The following is a 22,363-nucleotide window of genomic DNA, read 5'->3' as shown; positions in this document are numbered from 1 at the left end:
ACAAAAAAAAGCCCGTTCCGTCCGAACAGGCTTTTTTGATACAGGGGTTAGCTGCATCTTCGACACTACTAATGATCTTAACTATTGTTTATTGCTCTACTCCACTCTCAAGAGATTCTAATCGATTGAGTGCGGTCTGTAATTCTCTTCTTAAAGTGATCTGCTTTTCAGTGGCCTGAAAACGTTGATGCCGATATTCATCGACAATCTTGGAATATGCCGACTTTACGCGCTTCACTACGCTACACACATGTTTAATCCGTGTATAGACCACAGCGACAATTGTGGCAAGCAGTCCGATTAAGGACCACACGAGGGCATTGTAAAAACCCTTTTTAATGGAAAGACCCAAAAATCCAATTTCAGCATTTTGCTCCTCACTGATTTGAAGTCTTTCCTTGATCAGGTCGAGCTCTGTCTGAATTGATTTCAGTTCAGCCTTTGTCTCGACAGCTGTCATTTCAAGGTTTTTGATTTGTAACTGATAGGCGCTAATGCTATCAATCATTGCCGAACGGAAATTCAGCAACTTCGAAGTCTTAATTACCTTATACTCTTCGTAAGATTCCGACTCGGACATTATGTCGGAAAGGATGTTTCTGAGGGGTTTGTTTTCTTGTGCGTATACTGTGAAACTGAGCGTGAGGAGTAGTACTAAAACCCCTGCCCACTTGGCATGCTTAGGTTGATTCATAGTATTGTATTTAGGTGAAATCGATACCAAGTTAATGAATGGGAAACAGACTATTTACATTCTGTTGTACAAAGCATTTTTCTGATATCATCAGTCAAAAAAGTGACTTGTAAAGACTGTGCATCAAATGTTTATAACTGAAATTATGGTTTAAAGCGATTTAAATTACCCCTCTGCGTTCATCGAGAAAACTGGGCTTTTCGTCTATGAAACTCGAACATCAACCCCACTCATAGTTATAGCCTATGATTTTGGCGTATTAGAGCTTATCTTCTATTGAAATTCAAGTCTAACAACTTCTCTATGCCATCATATAATATAAAGGTTAACGGCAAGTCACTCTCTGTAGAAGCCGAAGCCAATACACCACTACTCTGGATACTACGAGACGAGCTGAAAATGAAAGGAACCAAGTTTGGCTGTGGTATCGGTCAATGTGGAGCTTGTACCGTTCACTTAAATGGTAATGCCGCAAGATCTTGCTCTCTACCAATTTCCTCTATCAGCAATGCCGACATTGTCACCATTGAAGGACTATCAGAAGACGGAAGTCATCCGGTTCAGGTGGCATGGATGGAAGAGAATGTTCCACAATGCGGCTATTGCCAAGCTGGGCAAATGATGTCAGCCTCTGCATTTTTATCAAAAGTGGAAAATCCATCAGAAGAAGATGTGCATCAATGGATGTCCGGGAATATTTGTCGCTGTGGAACTTATCCACGTATTAAGAAAGCCATTTTCAGAGCCGCTAAGAAAGGAGTTACAGAATGAAAGAGCAATTGACAACATCGCGTAGAGGCTTTCTTAAACTCACAGGAATTGCGGGTGGCGGCTTAATGCTAGGCTTCAACTTGACAGGCTGCGATACATTACCAGAAAACCCTGATTTTAGAGATCTCGAAATCAACGCATTCATTCTCATCAATGGAGACGGCACTGTAACGATAAAGGCCAAGAACCCAGACATTGGGCAAGGTGTAAAAACATCACTACCCATGATATTGGCAGAGGAGCTAGATATTCCTTGGAAGATGGTCACTGTGGAACAGGCTGAACTGGACAGTCGACTAGGCTCTCAGTTTGCAGGAGGAAGTACTGGCGTTAAGACAAATTATGAAAACCTTAGAAAAGCAGGAGCTGCGGTTAGAGATGTTATAGTCAGGGCAGCAGCTGACCAATGGGGAGTGCAGCCATTAGACTGTAAAACAGAAGACGGCTTTGTCACTCACGGTAGCAAGCGCCTCCACTACGGGCACTTGGCTGAAGCAGCCGCACAACTGGAACTCAATGAAGATCCACCTCTAAAAGACCCTAAGACATTTAATATCATCGGAAAGTCTCGACCAGATGTTGACTTAAAGAAGATTGTAACTGGCGAGGCCTTATATGGTATTGACCAAGAGATTGACGGCATGGTCTATGCCACAGTATTGAAACCGCAAGTCTTTGGTTCTAAACTGGCGAACATTGAAGACTCCGAGGCTAAAGCTGTACCGGGTGTCATTGACATATTTGAAATAAGCCAAGGAGACAACCCGGGAAACGGGCTTGGCGGAGTTGCTATTGTTGCAGAGAACCAATGGGCAGCTTTTAAAGCAAAAGGACTTGTCAAAGCAGAATGGAATTCGCCTAAGGGATTTATCTCTTCTAACGAGCGATTGAGAAGAGCACTAGATAGAGGAGCGTCTTCCAAAGGCACAGTCTTGAAAGATGAAGGAAATGTCGGCAATGCTTTCAGAAATAGTGATGAGGTGATAGAGGCAAAATACCATGTACCCTTTATCAGCCATAGCCAAATGGAGCCGATGAATTTCATTGCTGATGTACAAAAGGACAAGGTTCTTTTAATAGGCCCTACTCAGACGCCAGGTAGTGCAGCAGCATCTGCAAGTAATATAACAGGTGTTCCTAGAGAGCAAGTTCAAATGAAGTTCACCCGAATTGGAGGAGGATTCGGCAGACGACTATTAAATGACTACGCAAACGAGGCGGTCCTCATATCTCAAAAGGTTGAAAGACCAGTTAAACTAGTTTGGACAAGAGAAGCCGACTTTCTAGCAGATTATTATCGTCCGGCAGGTGCTTACCACTTTAAGGCTGCTTTGACAGGTAAGAATCTTGAGGCCATGGAAGTGAATATATGTACAACGTCCCGTTACCTCTATAGACAGTCTACACCTGCTCATGGAACAGAAGCTTTTCCAGATCAACAACCAGCAGGTATGATTCCCAATTTTAAAGTCACCTACAGCCCACTCAAGTCCAATATTCCAGTGGGTGCCTTAAGAACCCCTGGAGTCAACGCTACTACATATGCATATCAAGGCTTCATGGATGAACTTGCCGAAAAGGTTGGAATGGATCCCATTGAGTTCCAGCTTGGTCTGATTGGAACCGAAGACAAAGATATGCCTTATGAAGACCATGGTGGCCCAACCTATAATACAGTACGCCTAAGAAATGTGATCGAATTGGTAAGAGAGAAGGCGAATTGGGGTGGTGGTAAGTCTCAGGGTTTTGCTGCGCAAATGATCTTCGGCAGCTATGTCGCATGTATTGTGGATGCTAGTCTTGTAGATGGAAAAGTAAAAGTAGATAAAGTGAATGTCGCAGTCGATTGCGGAAGAGTAATCAATCCAATTGGCGCCAATGCACAAGTACAAGGCGGTATCACAGATGCGATTAGTGCTGCCCTTTATGAATCCTTAGAGTTACGAGATGGAGCGCCAATCGGGCAGAACTTCGATCGTTATGAAAAACTAAGAATAACAGATTCTCCAGAAGTAGATGTTCATTTTGTCGCCAGTGAAGAGTCTCCTCAAGGCTTAGGAGAGCCATCCTACCCTATCCTGTTTCCCGCTTTGACTAATGCGGTTTATCAGGTTACAGGACAAAGAATAAGAGAGCTACCGCTCAAAAAACACAATTTGGTTTAAAAGGGATTTAGGAGCTAACGGATTAATTAGCAATAGAACCGTTACTCCTTTTCACCTATGAACTTGAGATGAATAGAAGTATATTAAATTTTAAAGCAGAATCAATCCAAACATATGGCATCATATAATATAAAAATCAACGGACAGACGCGCTCGGTCGAAGCAGGCGCGGATACGCCCATGCTCTGGGTACTTCGAGATGAGCTCGATATGAAAGGAACGAAATTTGGCTGTGGCATTGGCCAATGTGGCGCATGTACAGTACACCTTAATGGCAATGCGGTAAGGTCTTGCCAGATACCTGTGTCGGCAGTAGGTGAAAATGACATTACGACCATCGAAGGGCTTTCAGAAAAAGGAGACCATCCTTTGCAAGAGGCTTGGAAGCAACATGATGTACCCCAGTGTGGCTATTGCCAGGCAGGTCAAATCATGAATGCTGCTGCACTCCTTAATAAGAACTCAAATCCTTCTTATCAAGAAATTGAAGATGCAACACATGGCAATATTTGCCGCTGTGGAACTTATAACAAAATCAAGGCTGCCATTACCACGGCTGCTGAGCAACTATAACCTTTAAAGATTGAAAAGATGACGATAGTAAAAACACAAGTCAACAGACGATCATTCTTGAAGGCCTCTGCTCTAGCGGGTGGTGGTTTAATGATAGGCTTTTCATGGGCCTGTAACCCAATGGAAGCGGAAAGGGCTGCACCAAAAGAATGGTTCGATATGAATGCATTCCTTTCGATTGCAGACAATGGTCAAGTGACCATCATGTCCCCTAACCCAGAGATTGGACAGAATGTAAAGACATCCATGCCGATGATCATTGCTGAAGAGCTTGACATTGCTTGGGAAGATGTAATTGTAAAGCAAGCCCCATTAAACAGCACCACGTTTCAAAGACAAGTGGCTGGTGGTAGTCAGTCTATCCGTCAAGGATGGGCGAGTCTACGAATGGTTGGCGCTACAACAAGGCAGTTGATGATTAATACCGCTGCCAAAGAATGGGGAGTAGATGCTGCAGGACTCACAACTGAGAATGGATTTGTAATGAATGGCCGTAAAAAGCTTTCCTATGGAGAGCTTGCTTCGAAGGCTGTTGGTGAAACAATTCCTGAAGAGGTGCCTCTGAAAGATCCAAAGACCTTTAAAATTATTGGCAAGAGTAAGACCAATGTCGATATGGATGACATTGTTACAGGTAAACCACTTTTCGGAGTTGACTATACTGCGGATGGAATGGTATATGCTGCTGTAATGAGACCACCCGCTTTTGGCACCAAGCTAAAATCATTTGATGACAGCGAAGCAAGAAAAGTAAATGGTGTTCTGGACGTAATTACTTTTGACGACAATGAAAGACCCGACCAACGAGAGATCAGAGGCGAGAAAATTGCCGTTATCGCCACAAATACTTGGGCTGCCTTTAAAGGTAAAAAAGCCTTGCAGGCAGAATGGGAACGATCCTCGAGGCTAGAAAGCACAACGAACCACGATCGTGAGTTAAACAGATTACTCAACGTTTCGAATAGCGAATCACTAAAGCGATCGGATGGTGACATCAAGAAAGCTTTCGCGCAAGCTGATGGAACACTTGAAAGAACTTACGAAGCACCTTTCTTACCACACAACACATTGGAGCCAATGAACTTCTTCGCTAATGTAACAGAAGACAAAGTGCTATTGGCAGGACCAACGCAGACACCGGATTGGACGCAAGGAAGAGTAGCTGGTTTGTTAAAAAGAGAGCGATCTACCATTACCTGTGAAATGACACGTATGGGTGGTGGCTTTGGCCGAAGGCTTTATGGAGACTTTGCCCTAGAGGCAGCTGCCATTTCTGACAAAATCAGAAAACCGGTTAAGGTGCAGTTCTCTCGAGAAGATGATATGATGGCAGGTACGTACAGACCAGCATCAAAGTACAAGTTCAGAGCTGCTTATAAGGATGGCAAAATTACAGGCTATCACCTAACAGGTGCAGGGATTCAGATGGGAAATGCTACCCGTGAGAATTGGTTCCCTGCTGGAGGAATCGAAAACTACAAAGTCGAGTCTAATAACCTGAATAGTAATATCACTACAGGAGCATGGCGTGCACCAATCACCAACTTCCTTGCTATTGCAGAGCAAAGTTTCTTCGATGAATTATCCAAGGAAATGAATGTGGACGCTGTTCAGGTAAGATTGGATATTCTTGAAAGGGCTAAGTCTAATCCTGTAGGCAGTATAGACTATGAACCTGAAAAGATGATTGGCGTAATTAAGCTTGCTGCAGAAAAAGGTAACTGGAGTAATCCAGAAGCTGGTGTAAGCAAAGGGTTCAGCTGTTACTATTCACATAATACCTATGTGGCAGAAGTGGCAGATGTAACCACTGAAAATGGTCAGCCCAAAATCACAAAGATGACGGCCGCAGTTGACTGTGGTATAGTCATCAACCCTGAAGCTGCTATCAACCAGATCCAAGGTGGTGTGGTAGATGGAATAGGACATGCGATGTATGGCGACTTTGCTTTTGTAGATGGTGCACCTCAAGCAGCCAACTTCGATAAGTTCAGGTTGATCAGAACGAAGGAAGCTCCTAAAGTCGATGTTCACTTTGTAGAAAGCCTCAACGATCCTACCGGATTAGGTGAGCCTTCTCTCCCACCAGCAGGTGGAGCATTGGCTAATGCCATTGCAGGGGCAACGGGCAGAAGAGTGTATAAGATCCCGTTTACCAAGCAAGACATTGCGATGGGCTAGTCACTATCAATCTTAAAATTCATGAAAGCCCAGGTCTCGTTACTTGGGCTTTTTTTGTAACCCTTGTATATTCTACTCGTTAATACGCTAATTTTTTAATCTGTACTAAACACTATGATTCAAAGAGAATTTGCCCTGAACGCCCAAAAAGCCCTTCAAGAAGACGAGGATGTCATTGGCCTGGCTGTAGCTGGTTCGTGGCTCACCAATGAACTTGATGAGTACTCAGATCTTGACCTGATTTTGGTAACTCAGCATCGGCTATCGGATGATAAGTCAAAAATGCTCGAGTATGCCACTAGATTAGGCAAGTTGCTGAATGGTTTTACGGGTGAACACGTGGGGGAACCGCGAGTGCTTATTTGTTTATACGATGAGCCCCTACTCCATGTCGATATCAAGTTCTTAACCTTAGAAGAATTTGGTCCGAGAGTAGAAGACCCTATACTTATGATAGACCGTGATGGACAATTATCTAGCATTATGTCAGAGACCAAAGCTGAGTTTCCCTATCCCGATTACCAATGGATTGAAGATAGGTTCTGGACATGGATACACTATGCCCTACTGAAAATTGGCAGAGGTGAGCACACTGAAGCTTTTGATTTCTCAGCATTTATGAGGATGGTAGTCTTTGGCCCCTTACTCCATATCAAGAACAGCAACCAACCAAGAGGTGTTAGGAAAGCTGAAACCACTTTGTCAACGGAAGATTTTGACAAGCTTAAGGCCACACTACCTACGTATGACAAAGCCTCCTTGCTTTCCTCCCTGAGAAACTCAGTTAAGCTTTACAAACAATTACAACGCTCTTTGTTTGGATCGGACATCAGGTTAGCCACCATGACTGAGGAAAGTGTAATGAAGTATTTTGACCAAATAGAAAGTAAATAATACCTTTCAATGAAGCCTGACATTACGTTAAGAATTGCCACCATTGAAGACCTGGAAACGCTGTTGTATTGGGACAAACAACAACATGTAATAGATGCTGATCCTGATGATGATTGGGACTGGACAAATGAGCTCAAACAGTTTCCTTCTTGGAGAGAACAGCTGATGGCTCAATTGGAAGGGCGTCCATTAGGTTTTATTCAAATCATTGACCCGTACTTGGAAGAAACCCATTATTGGGGAGACGTGCCCAAGAACTTGAGAGCCATTGATATCTGGATTGGTGAAGCAGATGACCTAGGTAAAGGCTATGGGACCGAAATGATGCGACAAGCGATTGAAAGATGTTTTGCTGCACCTGAAGTCACTGCCATTCTCATCGACCCGTTAGTGACGAATGTCAAAGCCATCAGGTTCTACGAACGTATGGGTTACGAATTTGTAGAAGAGCGTCTATTTGGAGATGGCCTATGCGCTATTTACCGGTTAGATCGTAAAAACTGGGCAAATTAGTCCCACCTCTTTTACGCTAAGTATGATGAAGGGACTAAAAAATGTAATGAGAGTCTTCGGCAAGAGACTCCGAAGCTTCAGGTAGCCATCTACTCTAATCTTTTTACCCTGAGCCTGCCGAAGGGACTTATTCTATTTTGTATCTGTAGAGATTTGAGTACACTGCAACAGACTCTGATTGAGATGAAAGACAGTTAGCATAGAACTCCCCTTTCTCTCCCTGAGTGAAACGAAGGGCCTCATCACTAATATAAGTTCAGTTCCCTCGACAGGCTCGAGATAAGAAGAGATTGATTAAATTAAACAAAGTAATCAAACCCTGAACCCCATGCCCCTATCAGACCTTCAAAGTATCAGAAAACAATTCGAATATTATAAGTCACTTGGCGAAAAAACCTTGGCCCAAATCAGCGATGACGATCTCTTTTTCGAGTACAACGAAGACAGTAACTCAATAGCAGTAACTGTCAATCATCTTTGGGGTAATATGCTCTCACGTTGGACAGATTTTCTAACAAGTGACGGGGAGAAAGAATGGAGAAATCGTGATCAGGAATTCGAATCTATCATTAAGACTCGGGAAGAACTACTTCAAAAGTGGAATGAAGGCTGGGAATGTGTTTTTACAGCATTGGATTCTGTCAATGAAGATAATTTCGGCACCAGGGTTTACATTAGAAATCAGTCCCACAGTATTATGGATGCTGCACTACGACAGCTCGCACACTATGCCTATCATGTAGGACAAATTGTTTATGTGGGCAGAATGTTAGCACAAGACTGGAATAGCCTTACAGTCCCAAAAGGCAAATCGAAAGAATTCAATCAGGCCAAATTCGCCAAAGGCAAGCATGATGGTCACTTTACTGATGATTTTAAGTGATGTCACTGTGAAATGCTAATGTCCGTCAACCCTGGTTCGCACTTGTAGTGCGGACCTACCTCAGATAAAATTTTGTTAGATACGAACAGTACTCACTGCAAGCCTGCCTGTCGGCAGATAGGTGAGCACTAGGCAGGAAAAAACATGGACAAGTTCTGGCAATACGCGAGTTGATCCTCCCCCTGCTGCGCTTCCCCCTCTGAGAGGGGGACAATTGAGAATGAAGCTGTCCTCCTCTTTGAGAAGCTTAGCCAAACAAAGCCCCGGCAATAGTAGCAGTCATCATAGTGGCCAGTGTTGCAGCCATTAAAGCACGCATGCCCAGCTTCGAAAGGTCTCCCTGACGAGAAGGTGCCAAACTACCAATCCCTCCTATTTGAATGGCAATAGATGAGAAATTAGCAAAGCCACATAAGGCATAAGTAGAAATGATAATTGCCTTCTCACTCAGTACACCTGCTTCTTTCATTTCAGCAAGACTTAGGTAAGCAACAAACTCGTTGATCACTGTCTTTTGCCCAATCAAACTACCGACTTGAAGGGTTTCGGCCCAGTCTACTCCCATTGCGAAAGCAAAGACTCTAAAGCCCTGGCCTAGAATATACTGCAAACTAAAGCCATCAAAAACACCATTCGTTGACTCTACCACAAAACCATTCAGTCCAGTCCATGCACCTATACCATCGACCAGAATCCAGTTCACGGAATAGATTACAGCAATAAAGGCCAATAACATGGCTCCAATATTAGCAGCCAGTTTAAGACCATCACTGGCACCACCAGCCAGTGCGTCAATTACATTGACACCAATCTGGTCTTTGCTGACCTTTAATTCTTTATTCACTTCCTCCTCTTCCGGAAGGAAAATCTTAGCCATCAATATAGCTGCAGGTGCATTCATGATTGATGCACTCAACAGGTAAGTAGCAAACTTGGCTTGCTGTTCAGGATCACCTCCACCTAGAAATGAAACATAAGCCCCTAAGACAGAGCCTGCAATGGTCGCCATCCCTCCTGTCATTAAACACAAGAGTTCTGACTTAGTCATTTTACCAATAAAGGGCTTTACTAATAAAGGTGCTTCAGTCTGGCCTAAGAAGACATTACCAGCAGCCGACATTGACTCTGCACCAGAGAGACGCATGGTCTTGGCCATCACCCAAGCAAATACATAAACGATCTTTTGAAGAATTCCTAAATAATAGAGTCCAGCCGTAATGGCCGAAAAGAAGATTACTGTAGGCAAGGCCTGAAAAACAAACAGGAAACCAAGGCTATGGCCTACACCGTCTACTGCATCACTATTCTTTGCCAGGTCGCCATAAAGGAACTCAGCACCATTAAGTGCAAAGCTCAAAAAGGATACAAAGCCTCGACTGATGAAGTCGAAAACATTCTTAACAAAAGGGACTTCTGCAATCAAAAGGGCTATAACCACTTGCATGGCGATACCCACTCCTACCAGTCTCCAGCTAATCGCCTTCTTATTACCGGAAAGTAAGTAGGCTATTCCTACCAGAACTAAAAGACCTATGATTGCTCTTATAATATCCATTTTCTTAAAGGCATAAAAAAGCCTTTGTTCATTGGCTGAACAAAGGCTTTAGTTGAATTAACTTCTTTTATTTATCTCGTCTCTGATTTTAGCAGCACGTTCATAATCTTCAGCATTAAGTGCCTCATCCAACATCTCATTCAGCTTTTCTAATGAAAAGTCCTGAAGTCGTTCATCAGATTTAGATACCAATATTGGCTCTTCACTCTCCTCCTCCAACAGCTCTTCCTCATCTGTCAAGATGATCCCAGCTTCGGCCAACACGGTCTCATGCGTATAAAAAGGTACTTCAAAACGAATACCAATTGCAATTGCATCTGACGGTCTCGCATCAACTTCAATTGTCTTGATTCCATCTGTACATACAATTTTGGCAAAGAAAACACCTTCCTTAAGGTCGGAGATAATGATCTCTGTCACTTCAAAGTTAAACCCATGGGCAAACGACTTAAACAAGTCGTGGGTCATGGGTCTATTTGGTGTTATTTTCTCAATTTCAAGGGCAATCGCCTGCGCCTCAAACATGCCGATGATAATTGGTAGTCTTCTTTCTCCTTCGACCTCACCTAATACCAGCGCAAAAGAGCCCGTAGTTTGGGACTGGCTTGAAGAAAGCCCAAGAATTTCAATCTGTACCTTACTCAATGCTAAAAAATCTAAGCTATTGTGCTGCTTTCAGCGCCTCATTCAATTTAGGTAAGACTTCGAAAGCGTCTCCCACAATACCATAATCGGCAGCCTTGAAGAAAGGAGCTTCTTCGTCTTTATTAATTACGACAATATACTTAGAAGAATTGACACCTGCCAAGTGCTGAATAGCACCTGAAATACCAACTGCAACATATAGTGTCGGACTTACCTTAACTCCCGTCTGTCCAACGTGCTCATGGTGAGGTCTCCAATCCATATCTGATACTGGCTTTGAGCATCCCGTAGCAGCGCCTAGAGTCTTTGCTAGATCTTCAATAATACCCCAGTTTTCAGGTCCTTTAAGACCACGACCGCCAGATACCACAATATCAGCTTCTGGCAACAACACATCACCTTCTGCTTTTTCTGTAGATGTGATCTTCGTACCAAATAGGCTATCATCAAGACTTACACTGAAAGCTTCTACTGAAGCAGCGCCACCGTCTTCTTTGATCTCGACCGCGTTCTTCTTGATTGCCAATACCTTCTTATCGGTAGTCATATTCACATTGGCAAAAGCTTTACCCGTGTAAATACTACGCTTCACTTGAAATCCATTAGAAGTGTCAGGCAATGAAACGACATTTGATACAAGAGAAGCGCCTAATTTCATAGACACTCTTCCGACTACGGCATCCGCCAAAGAAGACTTAGCCGTAACAATTACATCAGCACCAGCCTCACTTGCAGCAGCAGCAATTGCAGCAGCATAAGGCTGAATCAATCCTGCATTCAATCTTTCATCTGCAACGTGTAGTACTTTGGAAGCACCATTTTGTCCAGCCGTTGCCAATTCATCGGCATTCACTGTACCCAGTGCCAAAGCTGTAACGTCACCCAAAGCGGCTCCATAAGAGATGGCCTCTCTTGAAGATTTCTTAATCTTTCCGTCTTCTGTTTCTATAAATACTAAAACTGACATATCTCTTAGATTACTTTGGCTTCGTTTTTCAATAGGTCAACCAACTCACTTACGTTGTCGGCATCAATCATTTTCACCGCTCCCTTTGCTGGCGGCAATTCATAGGCAGAAATCGCACTATGTGTAGCATTGTCAGAAGGCTCAACCACGTTCAATGGCTTAGTTCTGGCAGACATAATTCCCCTCATGTTAGGAATCTTCCACTCAGCGATCGGCTCTTGACAGCCCGCTACAAACGGAAGTGAAACTTCTAATTTCTCCTTTCCTCCTTCTATCTCTCTGGTAATTTTAGCATTACCTCCTTCAACCTGAAGTTGCATCACAGGTGAGAATGACGGTAATCCCAACAATTCTCCTACCATACCATGCACCATACCTCCGTTGAAATCGATCGACTCGCGTCCCATCAAAATCAAGTCATAGCCTCCTTCTTTAGCAATTGCAGCAATCTGATTTGCTACAAAGAAAGAATCCGATGGAAAGGCATTTACGCGAATGGCCTCATCGGCTCCAATGGCCAAAGCTTTTCTAATCGTTGGATCGCTATCCGCTTCTCCAACATTCAATACAGTAATTTTCCCTCCGTTCTGCTCTTTCAACTCTACAGCTCTTGCCAACGCGTAGTCATCATAAGGACCTATGATAAACTGTACACCATTCTTATCGAACTCGGTATTGTCATTGGTAAACGCAATGCGTGAAGTAGTATCAGGAACATGTGTGATACAAACTAATATGTTCATGCTTACTTATTTAATGATTTTAGTATCAACTCTATGATTGTCACTCTGGTTCTGCCCAAAAGCAGTTAATCAGACAAATGACGAATAAAGACAAGCTAGATGCCTAAATTTGCCCCGAAGATAGCCAATAAACAAGTAAATAAAAACGTAGTCGGCCGAATGAATCAAACCCGAATTGACTTACTTAAAAAGTATATTGAAGAAGACCCTAATGATCCCTTTAATCATTATGGTTTGGCATGCGAATACCTCTCCGAAAAACCAGAGGAAGCCTTAAAGATTTTTCAAGAATTACTAGCCCAGCATGCCGATTATCTCCCCACCTACTACCAAACTGGTCAACTATTAGAAGCATTCGAACGTGAAGAAGAAGCCTTAAAAGTCTATGAGACTGGAATGGCTCTCGCGAAAGCGCAAAACAATACAAAGACCTTTCAAGAGTTAAATTCGGTTCATCAAAACTTGTTGTTTGAAATGGAGTAATTATTTAATCCAGAATTTAATTATCCATCAGCTATCTAAGCCTCAGTTCTCTCCTCCCAAGGTGAGGTTAATAGATAAAAAAACCAGTCTGCATTGATTGGCTTTTTTGTTCTGCAAAGTTGATTACCACAACTCAGTCATTCAGTTTTGTTATTTTAGATGTTACTGACAACTGCTACATACGATCGTGTAGGAATAATTATGTCGGATTAACCAATGACATTTTACGAAAGAAAGCTTAAAAGACTTAATGAGGTTCTTTACAAAAACCAGAGTCAAATCGATGCCATAATTGACGTTAAAAACTATATAGACTGCAATTATGAAACTGATTTAAATCTAGACCTCCTGTCAAAGGTTCGGTTTATCTCAAAGTATCATCTCATACGCTTGTTCAAGAAATATTATGGGCTCACACCAAGACAGCATTTGATAGATAAACGAATTCAAAAATCTAAAGAGCACCTCACAAAAGGAATCACAGTTACTGAAGCTTGCTTTTTTGTAGGTTTCTCAAGCCTGAGTTCTTTCAGCGCGCTCTTTAAAACCAAAACAGGTAAAACGCCAAGTCAATTTCGAAAAGAGCAACTTTCGAGAAATGACTTAGTTTATGATTCCTGATCTTTGAATAGACAAATTTGAATTAACAATGAAGGTAACACTTATAAGTATCCCGGTTAGAGATCAAGAACAGGCACTCCAATTCTATACAGAAAAACTCGGGTTTATCAAGAAACTTGACACACCGATGGAAGGTGGTAATAGATGGCTTACACTCGTTTCACCAGAATGGCAGGATGGCCCAGAGCTCTTGCTGGAGCCAGCTCCCAACCATTTTGAGCCATGCAAAGTCTTTCAAGACGCATTAATGGAGGCTGGATTTCCATATACCCAATTTGATGTTGATAATATCGACTCCGAATACGAAAGGCTTACGAAACTAGACGTTGAATTCAGTGTTAAACCAACACAAATGGGAACTGTTAAGTTTGCGGTATTCAATGATACCTGCGGGAATAATATTCAACTGGTGGAGAAGTTATAAAACACTATAACCCTTTCAGATTAGCGTACTCTGGATTCAGTTAAAAAGTGAATCCTTCGATAAAAAAAAGCCACCCCGATAAAATCGGGGTGGCTTTTTGATTAGTTACTTATCTGCTATCGGCTTACAATACCACCTTTAGCACTGTCAACAGTAATCGTATACTTGCCTCTTCCGCTAACAATCCAGCGGACTTTAACAATTGAGTTACCTGGAATATTGTCAATTCTAAGCTTCTGAGGCTCAGTCTTCTGCTCTCGCGTGAAGTCTCTATCCTCATTGTCTACAACCATTCCTGCTTGTACATCAACACCAGAAATGCTGATAAAGTCAGGACGCTCAATCTTATATTTCAAATCTTGAGATGCATGAGTAGGCATAAGCCTATCATTTTGGATATAAGCAGTGATCTCTCTCAATCCACCACCTAGGTCCTTTTCCTTCACTTCAGGAATACTCAAGTTCGGCATATGGTAAGCGTGGTAGAGGGTGAATGCCATATTTCTATGCAATTCTTCCTCTAACATAAACCCAGGTGTTGCACGACCGAAATTCTTCTTGAACCCACCGATTTCAATCTCTCCATAAGTTGGATGATTGTAAGGTTTCCACGGTTCAAAAGCATCGCCCATCAACAACTCAGTATCGATATCATAATTCAGGTTTTGTCCACCTTCATTGTTCTTGTAATAAGCAAAACGAGTGAATATCTCATTAGAGAAAGTATAGATACCTCTACTACCATACATCCAGTCTAGCTCACCACCAAATACAGAGTACAAATCTTTATACACTACCAAGTAGTTATATCCAGGCATGATCTTTTCTCCTTTTCGGCCAATGGCGTCATAGATTCTGATATCAGCTCGGTTATAAGTCGATAGATCTTCCTGAGCACCCGGTCCACGAAGGATCATCCCCCCTGAGTTATGGTAACTCTGTCCGCCTGCGATATTTGGATGTGCCAAAACGAAGTCAGCTACATTTCTATTCTCAGGCACACTGAAAGGGTACTTGTAAGCACCTCTCTGGATATAATCCGGTTGCCATTTCCATGCCCAGTCTCTATTCGGGTCATAGTAACCTACTCTGTCCTCATTGACAAGGCCATCACCGTCATTGTCAATTCCTTCTTGACCCAGCATCTCATAACGCTGCACATTCGCAGGTACATTGTCATCGACACCTACAACAATCATCTTCCGTGGATCTTTAGGATCAAGAATGAAGTTTCCAGTAGAACTCTTCCTTCTCATTTGAGTAATAGAGCCGTTTCCGTCTAGATCATCTGGAGCATCCTCATCGAAAAGACCATCACGATCATCATCTAATGGAATCATTCCAGAACGCGGAGAACTACCCGTGTTAGGTTGCTTCATATAGTCATTTCGTGCATCAGGATTGATGGTTGGAATGATATAGAAGATACGATCATCAAGCATCTTGGTGATATAGTCCACATCACCATAATTCTCTGTGAGATACCAAGCGGTATAGATAGATATCTCTGCTCCTTGGATCTCATTTGAGTGAATGTTACCATCAATATAGAAACCAGGTTTACGATCTGCCTCGCCTTTCTCAAAGTTGGTAATCTGAAGCATCCACATATCACGGCCTTCATAAGATTTACCAATTGAAACCCTCTTTACGAGGTTAGGGTGAGCATCAGCAATCTTTTTAGTCAATGCTGCATGTCCTTCAGCAGTATAATAGCGATTGAAGCTAATCTGAACCTTAGGATTATGCGGAGAGCCTACGGCTCTGAATATCTCATCTGCGCTTTGCGCAAAAGCTGGGGTTATAAACCCAAGTAAGCAAATCGATAGAGCGAGTTTGTTTATATACTTTTTCATGTCGGCTTATTTGAGGTTAACATTAGTTGAAGTAAATCCGATGTGCGGAGCTCCAGCTTCGATCGTAACTGAACCCTTACCCTTGATGAGCCAGGTCATTGAACGTGCAGCATCGCCATCGATAGAAGGAATCAAAGTAATTTTTCGTCCAGAGACAATCTCCTGACCATTACCCAGTTTCAATTCTACCTTCAGCCTTCTCAGCCAACGCGAACGGCTACCCATTTGAGAATGGGTTGGCAATGTACCTCCGTTGTATAAATCGACCGTCACACGTGTCATGCCTTTCCCTACAGACTCTGCTCTTAAGTTGATCAACTCAACACTTGCCTGCATTTTGGCTACTTCCATAATGAATTCATTATGCTTACTTGCCAAGTCATCAATCATTGAGATTGGAGGGTTCAGCATATTAAAAGGAGCGATTCCGCCTACTTCAACCTTCATACCCGGGAAGTCTGGGTGATCCATTTCAGTCCAGTCTGCAAAATAGTTCGAGAGGCCTTCTTGCTCAGCCCATCTCAGGTAGTTCACCTCCCTATTCTTGTCGCTGTTCTTTTTCATGGTAGAATCACCTTTTACCATTGGTGCCCACCACCCTGGCGTGCTTAAGCTTATTCTACCAAAGTGGAAATATGCCCATTGGTTAAAGCTACCTCCTGGCTCCACTGACGGTGGTGCGTCTTTTGTACCAACAGTCTTGTTGTACTTTCCAGAGATTAGCTTATTCAATGTCTCATCATCTTTAAGCACACTGGTCACTACTCTCTTGGTAGCTCCGCCTCTATTGTATCTCCATGCACTAGAAAGATTATTCCCAGGACCGAAAGTCATGATAGCATAGATGTTCCATTTAGTATAGAGGATATCGAGCAAAGCTCTATTCTCCAATTCAGAAACTGGATGTTCGCCAGAACCTGGCGTGAAGTAGTCAAATGCGAAAGTCATACTCTTATTAAAGTAGATTCCACCTTCTCCATCTTCGTTAAAAGCACCATCCTTATCATTATCTGCACCTTCGGTGAAAACATGATACATTCCTTTCTCGCCTTTTGATTTATTGGCTTTGATCATTACCCTATCATCGGCAGGATGAGTAATCCAGTCGCCAGTAGCATCCTCAACGCGCATCATTGTGATCATACCGTCACCATTGAGGTCTTCGAATGGATCTTCATTCATTCTACCGTCACGATCGTCATCTGTGTCTTTAGCGTTTGCACTTCTTCCATACTTGAGGCTAGCAAAGTATTGCTCAGTGGCGTCAGGGCTCATATTTGGAAACACATAGTAAGTAGTATTGTCCAAAGCGCTCATATTGTTATTGACAATGTCCTCGGCAAAACGAACGGCCATTTCTACACCTAAAAGATGTTGGCCTTCAACGCCACCGACAACGGCCATAGCGGGCTTATTCTCCATATCGCCTGTACCCAAGGTGAGCATCCAGACATCTTTGCCTCCTAATGTTTTTGTAATGGACTTCAAGGTGGCGGCATTTGAGGAGCTGGCCAATCCACGAAGTCGTTGAACCAATTGACTGGCATTGTTATAGTCCTGCGCCCAGATGATCTGAGTTAAGAACAGCAATGCAGCAACCAGTCCAAACTTGTTCCGATTGATTCTCATATATTTTAGTCTTTGATAAGTTAAAAGTGAGTTTACTAAATTATCTCTGAAGTAAACTACAGGATTGTAATAGTAAAAGGAATGCCATTGTGAATGGCGCCTACAACATTTAGATGGAACTTACAAAAAAGGCTCCGAATGCATATTCGGAGCCTTTCATTGGTTTTAAATGTTGTATTACTGTTTAATCAAAAGTTTAGTACTCTTAATACCCATAGGTGTCATCAAGCGTATCACATAAACACCTGTTTTAAATGGCTTGGTGTTAAGTTCAACCTCTTTTTCCTGGTTGGCTTCAAGGCGCCCCTCAAAAGGAGTAGCCTTAACGATCCCATTTACATCGAGCAAGACTAACTTCACATCACCTTCCAAAGCTGAAGAGAAATTGATTTTGATAAAATCAGAGGCCGGGTTTGGATAAGTATTGATTTTAAGCTTAAACTCATTCAAATCACTAGTCTCAGTTTCTGATCCTACCTCAATTATTTCAGCAAATCCTGATTCTTGATTATTCGATGCCATTGCCATAACATTGGTACCACAGGTGCCTAAAGCATCTCCATGCTCCATTAAATGATCAGCCACAGCATTTACACTGATACAAAGGGTTCTTCCTTTATGACAAATGTGAACTTTCTTACCATCCCATTTATCCATAGTCTCAGGGTCAGCATAGTTACCTTTACTACCTTTGCCTTTACCCTTAATGCGATCTCTGTGTAAACATCTTATGTCTACAACGTTCACAGTAAAGCTCTCAGTAGTAGAGCAGCCGTTCTCATCTGAAACCACAACTACGTATGTACTAGTACTTTGAGGACCAACCTCAATAGATTCAGAACTTCCACCATTTAAGATATCAGCGCCAGTCCAACTATAGCTATAAGTGTTATTACCCCCATCAGCTGATGCTATTAACAGAGCTGTTTGAGTGCCATAACCCAAATAAATAGTATGATCTGCACCATATGTCGGTACTGGGTTTTCAGGAGACATATTGATACTTGCCTGAAGAGGTTCTGGCTCAGTAAGTGTAACAGTCTGATTAATTGAACTGCCATTTGCATCGGTTACAGTCAAGGTATAAGTTCCTGCACCCAAACCAGTTGGATCTTCAACATTATCACCATTACTCCAGCTATATGTATAAGGAGTACATCCTCCGGTCACTGTTGCATCAATACTACCGTCTGTAGCCCCATTACAACTCACGTTGAAACTCTGAACCGAATTGAAGACGGCAGGTATCATTGTTATTTCCATTGGAATAGGTACAACTGTAACATTGAAACTAGCACTAACAGCATTACCACTACCATCAGTGGCTGTATAGGTCACAGTTGTAGTGCCTACAGGGAAAACATCTCCTGGATTATGTGAACTTGTAAGGCTTACTGAACAATTATCAGAAGCACCTGGTGCTGTCCAGTTCACAATCTCAGAACAATCCGTATCCTGCGAGTTTACCGTTATATCTGAAGGAACATCGGACAGAACAGGGTCTTCATTATCTATTACCGTGACAGTAAATGTATGGGTATCATTCCCACAAGCATTTGTCACAGTCAGCGTTACATTGGTAATTCCCAAGTTAAAAGAAGCACCAGCTCCCGTTCCATCTCCACTACCCGATGTAGCTCCTGTGAAACTATAGCTAATATCAGGAATTGGATTGCCATTTGCGCCTACCTGATAGTTGACAGTTGCGGCACAGCTTTCTTCTTCTGTATTAACAGATATATCCGCTGGCACCTCGGAGAACTCTGCTGCTACACAGGTGATTTCCGCGGCAATATCAAAAGTGATGTTGCCTTCATCGCAATCATTGCTGACAATAGTAACAGAAGCACTGTAAGAAGTAATATTTGGAGCATTAAACACCAAATCGAAGTCAGCAGACGAGCCTGCACCCACGGAACTTGGTGCTCCTACTACATTAAAATATTGAGCATCCGTTCCGTTTACAGAAATTTGAGAGATATCAAGCACATTAGATCCTGTATTGTTAATAGTAAAGGTTTTCACGTTATCGGCATTCGGGAAAACATCACCATAATCACTCAAACTACCACTTGTTATGGCAGTGGCACCCTCTACTACATCAATTTCTGGTGGGTTAGCTGCAACGATCACCTCATCAGACTCAGCAGAACAACCAAACAAATCAATAACCCTGACGCTGTAGTTCCCTACTTCAGTAGCTGTATAAATTTGCTGTGTGGCATTAGGAATATCTACACCATCCTTCATCCATTGGTAAATTGATGATTGAGAAGCGGTTAAGACGGCAGTTCCGCTCGGAGGGCAGATATATGTCGTCCCAGTAGGGAATACATCTACAGTTGGATTATCATTTACCGTTAGGTCTGTTGGCAATGAAGTACCGGAGCAGCCTCCGGCATTTTGCACAGTCACAGTATATGCTCCTGATTCGGTAGCTACGTAAATCTGGTCAGTAGCACCTGGAATATCCACTCCATCCTTTTGCCATTGATAGGAATCCCCATCATTAGCTGTCATTGAAATTGTTTCACCTTGACAAACAGTGGTTTGACCCGTAACGATAATAGCCGCTGGTTGAACATTAACTATTGCCGGTGCCGAAGTCTGATTACCAGCGTTATCAAATACTGTAAGGATAACTTCATTTTCTCCTATGTCATTACAAGTAAAACTGGTGATATCAAGTTCAAGTCTATCAAGTCCACAGGCATCACTAGAACCATTATCCACATCTGCTGGAATGATGGACACAGTACCACTTGGATTTAATGCGACAGTGATATTTTTAGTGAGGGCCGTTGGAGGATCTGAATCAACCTGAGCACTCGTATTCCTATGAAACCTTATAGTTCTACTGCTTATTCCTGAAGTCGCAATATCTGGAACAAAGTCACCGTCCAAATCACCGATTACAATACCTGAGACTTCTGCACGAGAAGATGAAGTGTAATCAACTCTTGAGGCAAAAGTAGGCGCTCCAGGCCCTCCACTAGTATTCTTATATACAGAAAATACATTGACGCCAAGAGACTTAGTCACCACATCAGGAAATCCATCACCATCGACATCTCCAACACCGATTCTGTAGTTCCTTGTTGGTGATGGGATATTCACTGTTGGTGCAAAAACAATATCACCTACAGTTGAAATATTTCTCCATATCGCCACGTTGGTATTTCCCAGATAATTACAAGATGTAAAATCTATCTTACCATCTTTGTCAAAGTCGGCTATCTGCGCCCTGTAAGGGAACGTTCCTCTTCCATCTGACCAATCAGAATCTGATGACCAAAATTCAGGTGCTTCGAATGAGGCAGTCATGCTTCCTGGCGTTATTGTATTCCTAACACTCACGGCTCGATTGGCTCCCCCTTGAGAGGCGATAAAGTCAGTTCGACCATCTCCATCAACATCTGCAACTTGAATTCCTGTACAACGACTTCCAACATTACCAATGACCTGTCTAGGACCGAAACTAAAGTGGCCAGGTCCGGTACTTGTGTTAAACGCTATCCAGGCTATATTTCCATTCTCTCCAACAATATCTACTTTCCCATCATTGTTGAAGTCTCCGGCTGCAACTTGGTAACCAGATATCCCCTGTGAGCTATGAGCTACAGCCAAGCCAAAATTACCAGGGCCTGTACTGGTATTTCTCAACACGCTTGCGTTGGTCACCAAGTCTTTAAGTCCATCACCGTCAAAATCCGCTGCAAAAACAGATCTCGTAGCAGTTGAAAAATTATATGCACTGAAACTTAGGTTACCTGGTGTACTATTGTTTTTGGCAATTGTAATTCCTCCATTCAGTCCGGATGATACCACATCTGGTCTACCATCTAAATCCATATCCTGGGAGATCATATTATACGCTCCGAAGATACCATTCAATTCAAACGCTGTATTTTGATAAGTTTGATTATCGATTGGTGTCGGGCAGAATATGCCATTAAACGCTACCTTAGAATAGGCTGTTAGATCACATTGATTTTTAACAGATATCGGTGCAGTGGAAGCTCCCACTGGTACGATTACTTCAAGCTTTCCAAATGAAGCAGAGATCACAACCGCCTCAGTAGCACCAAAATAAACCTGATTGTTTTCCAGGTTTGTAGCGTCAAAATTTGCTCCAAAAATTTCTACTATACTGCCAATAAACCCAGTATTGGGTTCAAAGCTATTAATAACCGGCACATCGTTACACGATTGCCCATACGACTGCATACTCACTCCCAAGCAAGCAATCATTATCAAAGTTGATATAAACTTTCTCATGATTACTTATTGTAAGTGATTTCTATGGCAAGATTACTTGGATCAAGTCCAGTTGGTACAGGAAATTTTAAATTCTTATACTCATCTGAGTCACAAGAAGCGATTTGCATGTCTGCAAAGGCAATATCAAACTTTTCAACAATGTGTTGAGCCGTCTTTCCTTTACCGTCAGTAAAATTCAAAGTAAATCCAATACTCTTTACATTTCCTCCCTCGTTGAAGGCATTCAGCAAAATCATGGGATTGCTCTCAGGACTGCATTTCACAATGGCATATAGCACATCAAAATGAAACTCTGCTTCTTCCAACGCTGTCCATCCCTGAATATACTCAGGCTCTGTCTGAGTCTCAGATTGAGCCTGAGCCCAATAGGGACCACCGAAAAAAAGCAAAGAGATTAGGAAAGGTATAAGTGCATACCTCCCATTCTTGGTAAAATTAGTTCTCATATGTTATGTTTTGGTTGACTAAAAAATGCCAGTGATATA

19 protein-coding genes are annotated in these 22,363 nt (G+C 42.4%); 10 read left to right on the top strand and 9 right to left on the bottom strand.

Annotation, left to right across the window (positions count from 1 at the left end):
• Nucleotides 1–88 precede the first annotated feature (88 nt).
• Nucleotides 89–694, bottom strand: coding sequence for a hypothetical protein (locus J4E76_RS00530; RefSeq protein ID WP_208500473.1), 606 nt, complete (start codon nucleotides 692–694; stop codon nucleotides 89–91).
• 303 nt (nucleotides 695–997) lie between these two features.
• Between J4E76_RS00530 and J4E76_RS00525 the strand changes: the two genes are divergently transcribed.
• From J4E76_RS00525 to J4E76_RS00495, 7 genes are all read left to right on the top strand, one after another.
• On the top strand, nucleotides 998–1,465 hold the full coding sequence (locus J4E76_RS00525; protein WP_208500472.1) for a (2Fe-2S)-binding protein: 468 nt from the start codon (nucleotides 998–1,000) through the stop codon (nucleotides 1,463–1,465).
• Nucleotides 1,462–3,630, top strand: coding sequence for a xanthine dehydrogenase family protein molybdopterin-binding subunit (locus tag J4E76_RS00520; protein ID WP_208500471.1), 2,169 nt, complete (start codon nucleotides 1,462–1,464; stop codon nucleotides 3,628–3,630). Before J4E76_RS00525 ends, J4E76_RS00520 begins: the two co-directional genes overlap by 4 nt.
• Before the next feature lie 114 nt (nucleotides 3,631–3,744).
• Nucleotides 3,745–4,203 carry a (2Fe-2S)-binding protein gene (locus J4E76_RS00515; RefSeq protein ID WP_208500470.1) on the top strand — a complete coding sequence of 153 codons (459 nt, stop codon included), beginning with the start codon at nucleotides 3,745–3,747 and terminating at the stop codon, nucleotides 4,201–4,203.
• Between the two features lie 18 nt (nucleotides 4,204–4,221).
• Nucleotides 4,222–6,384, top strand: coding sequence for a xanthine dehydrogenase family protein molybdopterin-binding subunit (locus J4E76_RS00510; protein ID WP_208500469.1), 2,163 nt, complete (start codon nucleotides 4,222–4,224; stop codon nucleotides 6,382–6,384).
• A 114-nt stretch (nucleotides 6,385–6,498) separates the two neighbouring features.
• Nucleotides 6,499–7,278: a nucleotidyltransferase domain-containing protein gene (locus J4E76_RS00505; RefSeq protein WP_208500468.1), complete on the top strand. Its 780-nt coding sequence runs from the start codon at nucleotides 6,499–6,501 to the stop codon at nucleotides 7,276–7,278.
• A 9-nt stretch (nucleotides 7,279–7,287) separates the two neighbouring features.
• A complete protein-coding gene (locus J4E76_RS00500) occupies nucleotides 7,288–7,791 on the top strand; it encodes a GNAT family N-acetyltransferase (RefSeq protein WP_208500467.1) in 504 nt (167 codons plus the stop codon).
• Nucleotides 7,792–8,119: 328 nt separating this feature from the next.
• Nucleotides 8,120–8,674 carry a DUF1572 family protein gene (locus J4E76_RS00495; protein WP_208500465.1) on the top strand — a complete coding sequence of 185 codons (555 nt, stop codon included), beginning with the start codon at nucleotides 8,120–8,122 and terminating at the stop codon, nucleotides 8,672–8,674.
• A 247-nt stretch (nucleotides 8,675–8,921) separates the two neighbouring features.
• Here the strand turns inward: J4E76_RS00495 and J4E76_RS00490 are convergent, their stop codons facing one another.
• The 4 genes from J4E76_RS00490 to J4E76_RS00475 are packed head-to-tail and all read right to left on the bottom strand — an operon-like array spanning nucleotide 8,922 to nucleotide 12,584.
• Nucleotides 8,922–10,229, bottom strand: a complete 1,308-nt coding sequence (locus tag J4E76_RS00490; protein WP_208500463.1) for a NupC/NupG family nucleoside CNT transporter — start codon at nucleotides 10,227–10,229, stop codon at nucleotides 8,922–8,924.
• A 57-nt stretch (nucleotides 10,230–10,286) separates the two neighbouring features.
• The gene (locus J4E76_RS00485; protein ID WP_208500462.1) at nucleotides 10,287–10,874 is read right to left on the bottom strand and encodes a bifunctional nuclease family protein; all 588 of its coding nucleotides are present in this window, start codon (nucleotides 10,872–10,874) and stop codon (nucleotides 10,287–10,289) included.
• Nucleotides 10,875–10,890: 16 nt separating this feature from the next.
• Nucleotides 10,891–11,841 carry an electron transfer flavoprotein subunit alpha/FixB family protein gene (locus J4E76_RS00480; RefSeq protein WP_208500461.1) on the bottom strand — a complete coding sequence of 317 codons (951 nt, stop codon included), beginning with the start codon at nucleotides 11,839–11,841 and terminating at the stop codon, nucleotides 10,891–10,893.
• Between the two features lie 5 nt (nucleotides 11,842–11,846).
• The gene (locus tag J4E76_RS00475) at nucleotides 11,847–12,584 is read right to left on the bottom strand and encodes an electron transfer flavoprotein subunit beta/FixA family protein (protein ID WP_208500460.1); all 738 of its coding nucleotides are present in this window, start codon (nucleotides 12,582–12,584) and stop codon (nucleotides 11,847–11,849) included.
• Between the two features lie 99 nt (nucleotides 12,585–12,683).
• On the opposite strand from J4E76_RS00475, the gene J4E76_RS00470 reads away from it, so the two are divergent.
• From J4E76_RS00470 to J4E76_RS00460, 3 genes are all read left to right on the top strand, one after another.
• On the top strand, nucleotides 12,684–13,067 hold the full coding sequence (locus tag J4E76_RS00470) for a tetratricopeptide repeat protein (protein ID WP_236017248.1): 384 nt from the start codon (nucleotides 12,684–12,686) through the stop codon (nucleotides 13,065–13,067).
• A 216-nt stretch (nucleotides 13,068–13,283) separates the two neighbouring features.
• Nucleotides 13,284–13,688, top strand: coding sequence for an AraC family transcriptional regulator (locus J4E76_RS00465; RefSeq protein ID WP_208500459.1), 405 nt, complete (start codon nucleotides 13,284–13,286; stop codon nucleotides 13,686–13,688).
• Nucleotides 13,689–13,716: 28 nt separating this feature from the next.
• Entirely contained in the window at nucleotides 13,717–14,112 is a 396-nt protein-coding gene (locus J4E76_RS00460; RefSeq protein WP_208500458.1) for a VOC family protein, read from the top strand.
• A 116-nt stretch (nucleotides 14,113–14,228) separates the two neighbouring features.
• Here the strand turns inward: J4E76_RS00460 and J4E76_RS00455 are convergent, their stop codons facing one another.
• The 4 genes from J4E76_RS00455 to J4E76_RS00440 all read right to left on the bottom strand — a co-directional run bounded on the left by J4E76_RS00455 (nucleotide 14,229) and on the right by J4E76_RS00440 (nucleotide 22,324).
• On the bottom strand, nucleotides 14,229–15,968 hold the full coding sequence (locus J4E76_RS00455; protein WP_208500456.1) for a M14 family metallopeptidase: 1,740 nt from the start codon (nucleotides 15,966–15,968) through the stop codon (nucleotides 14,229–14,231).
• 6 nt (nucleotides 15,969–15,974) lie between these two features.
• Nucleotides 15,975–17,597 carry a M14 family metallopeptidase gene (locus J4E76_RS00450; RefSeq protein ID WP_208500454.1) on the bottom strand — a complete coding sequence of 541 codons (1,623 nt, stop codon included), beginning with the start codon at nucleotides 17,595–17,597 and terminating at the stop codon, nucleotides 15,975–15,977.
• A gap of 177 nt (nucleotides 17,598–17,774) precedes the next feature.
• Nucleotides 17,775–21,875, bottom strand: a complete 4,101-nt coding sequence (locus J4E76_RS00445) for an FG-GAP-like repeat-containing protein (protein WP_208500452.1) — start codon at nucleotides 21,873–21,875, stop codon at nucleotides 17,775–17,777.
• A gap of 2 nt (nucleotides 21,876–21,877) precedes the next feature.
• On the bottom strand, nucleotides 21,878–22,324 hold the full coding sequence (locus tag J4E76_RS00440) for a hypothetical protein (protein ID WP_208500451.1): 447 nt from the start codon (nucleotides 22,322–22,324) through the stop codon (nucleotides 21,878–21,880).
• Nucleotides 22,325–22,363: the final 39 nt, after the last annotated feature.

Source organism: Roseivirga sp. E12 (assembly GCF_017592825.1).
Classification (GTDB): Bacteria; Bacteroidota; Bacteroidia; order Cytophagales; family Cyclobacteriaceae; genus Roseivirga.
The sequence above is the reverse complement of the archived record's forward strand: the minus strand, read 5'-3'. Positions and strand labels throughout refer to the sequence as shown.

Coding starts and splice junctions, on each gene's coding strand:
- J4E76_RS00530 (WP_208500473.1), bottom strand. CDS start 694: ATGAATCAACCTAAGCATGCCAAGTGGGCAGGGGTTTTAGTACTACTC.
- J4E76_RS00525 (WP_208500472.1), top strand. CDS start 998: ATGCCATCATATAATATAAAGGTTAACGGCAAGTCACTCTCTGTAGAA.
- J4E76_RS00520 (WP_208500471.1), top strand. CDS start 1,462: ATGAAAGAGCAATTGACAACATCGCGTAGAGGCTTTCTTAAACTCACA.
- J4E76_RS00515 (WP_208500470.1), top strand. CDS start 3,745: ATGGCATCATATAATATAAAAATCAACGGACAGACGCGCTCGGTCGAA.
- J4E76_RS00510 (WP_208500469.1), top strand. CDS start 4,222: ATGACGATAGTAAAAACACAAGTCAACAGACGATCATTCTTGAAGGCC.
- J4E76_RS00505 (WP_208500468.1), top strand. CDS start 6,499: ATGATTCAAAGAGAATTTGCCCTGAACGCCCAAAAAGCCCTTCAAGAA.
- J4E76_RS00500 (WP_208500467.1), top strand. CDS start 7,288: ATGAAGCCTGACATTACGTTAAGAATTGCCACCATTGAAGACCTGGAA.
- J4E76_RS00495 (WP_208500465.1), top strand. CDS start 8,120: ATGCCCCTATCAGACCTTCAAAGTATCAGAAAACAATTCGAATATTAT.
- J4E76_RS00490 (WP_208500463.1), bottom strand. CDS start 10,229: ATGGATATTATAAGAGCAATCATAGGTCTTTTAGTTCTGGTAGGAATA.
- J4E76_RS00480 (WP_208500461.1), bottom strand. CDS start 11,841: ATGTCAGTTTTAGTATTTATAGAAACAGAAGACGGAAAGATTAAGAAA.
- J4E76_RS00475 (WP_208500460.1), bottom strand. CDS start 12,584: ATGAACATATTAGTTTGTATCACACATGTTCCTGATACTACTTCACGC.
- J4E76_RS00470 (WP_236017248.1), top strand. CDS start 12,684: ATGCCTAAATTTGCCCCGAAGATAGCCAATAAACAAGTAAATAAAAAC.
- J4E76_RS00465 (WP_208500459.1), top strand. CDS start 13,284: ATGACATTTTACGAAAGAAAGCTTAAAAGACTTAATGAGGTTCTTTAC.
- J4E76_RS00460 (WP_208500458.1), top strand. CDS start 13,717: ATGAAGGTAACACTTATAAGTATCCCGGTTAGAGATCAAGAACAGGCA.
- J4E76_RS00455 (WP_208500456.1), bottom strand. CDS start 15,968: ATGAAAAAGTATATAAACAAACTCGCTCTATCGATTTGCTTACTTGGG.
- J4E76_RS00450 (WP_208500454.1), bottom strand. CDS start 17,597: ATGAGAATCAATCGGAACAAGTTTGGACTGGTTGCTGCATTGCTGTTC.
- J4E76_RS00445 (WP_208500452.1), bottom strand. CDS start 21,875: ATGAGAAAGTTTATATCAACTTTGATAATGATTGCTTGCTTGGGAGTG.
- J4E76_RS00440 (WP_208500451.1), bottom strand. CDS start 22,324: ATGAGAACTAATTTTACCAAGAATGGGAGGTATGCACTTATACCTTTC.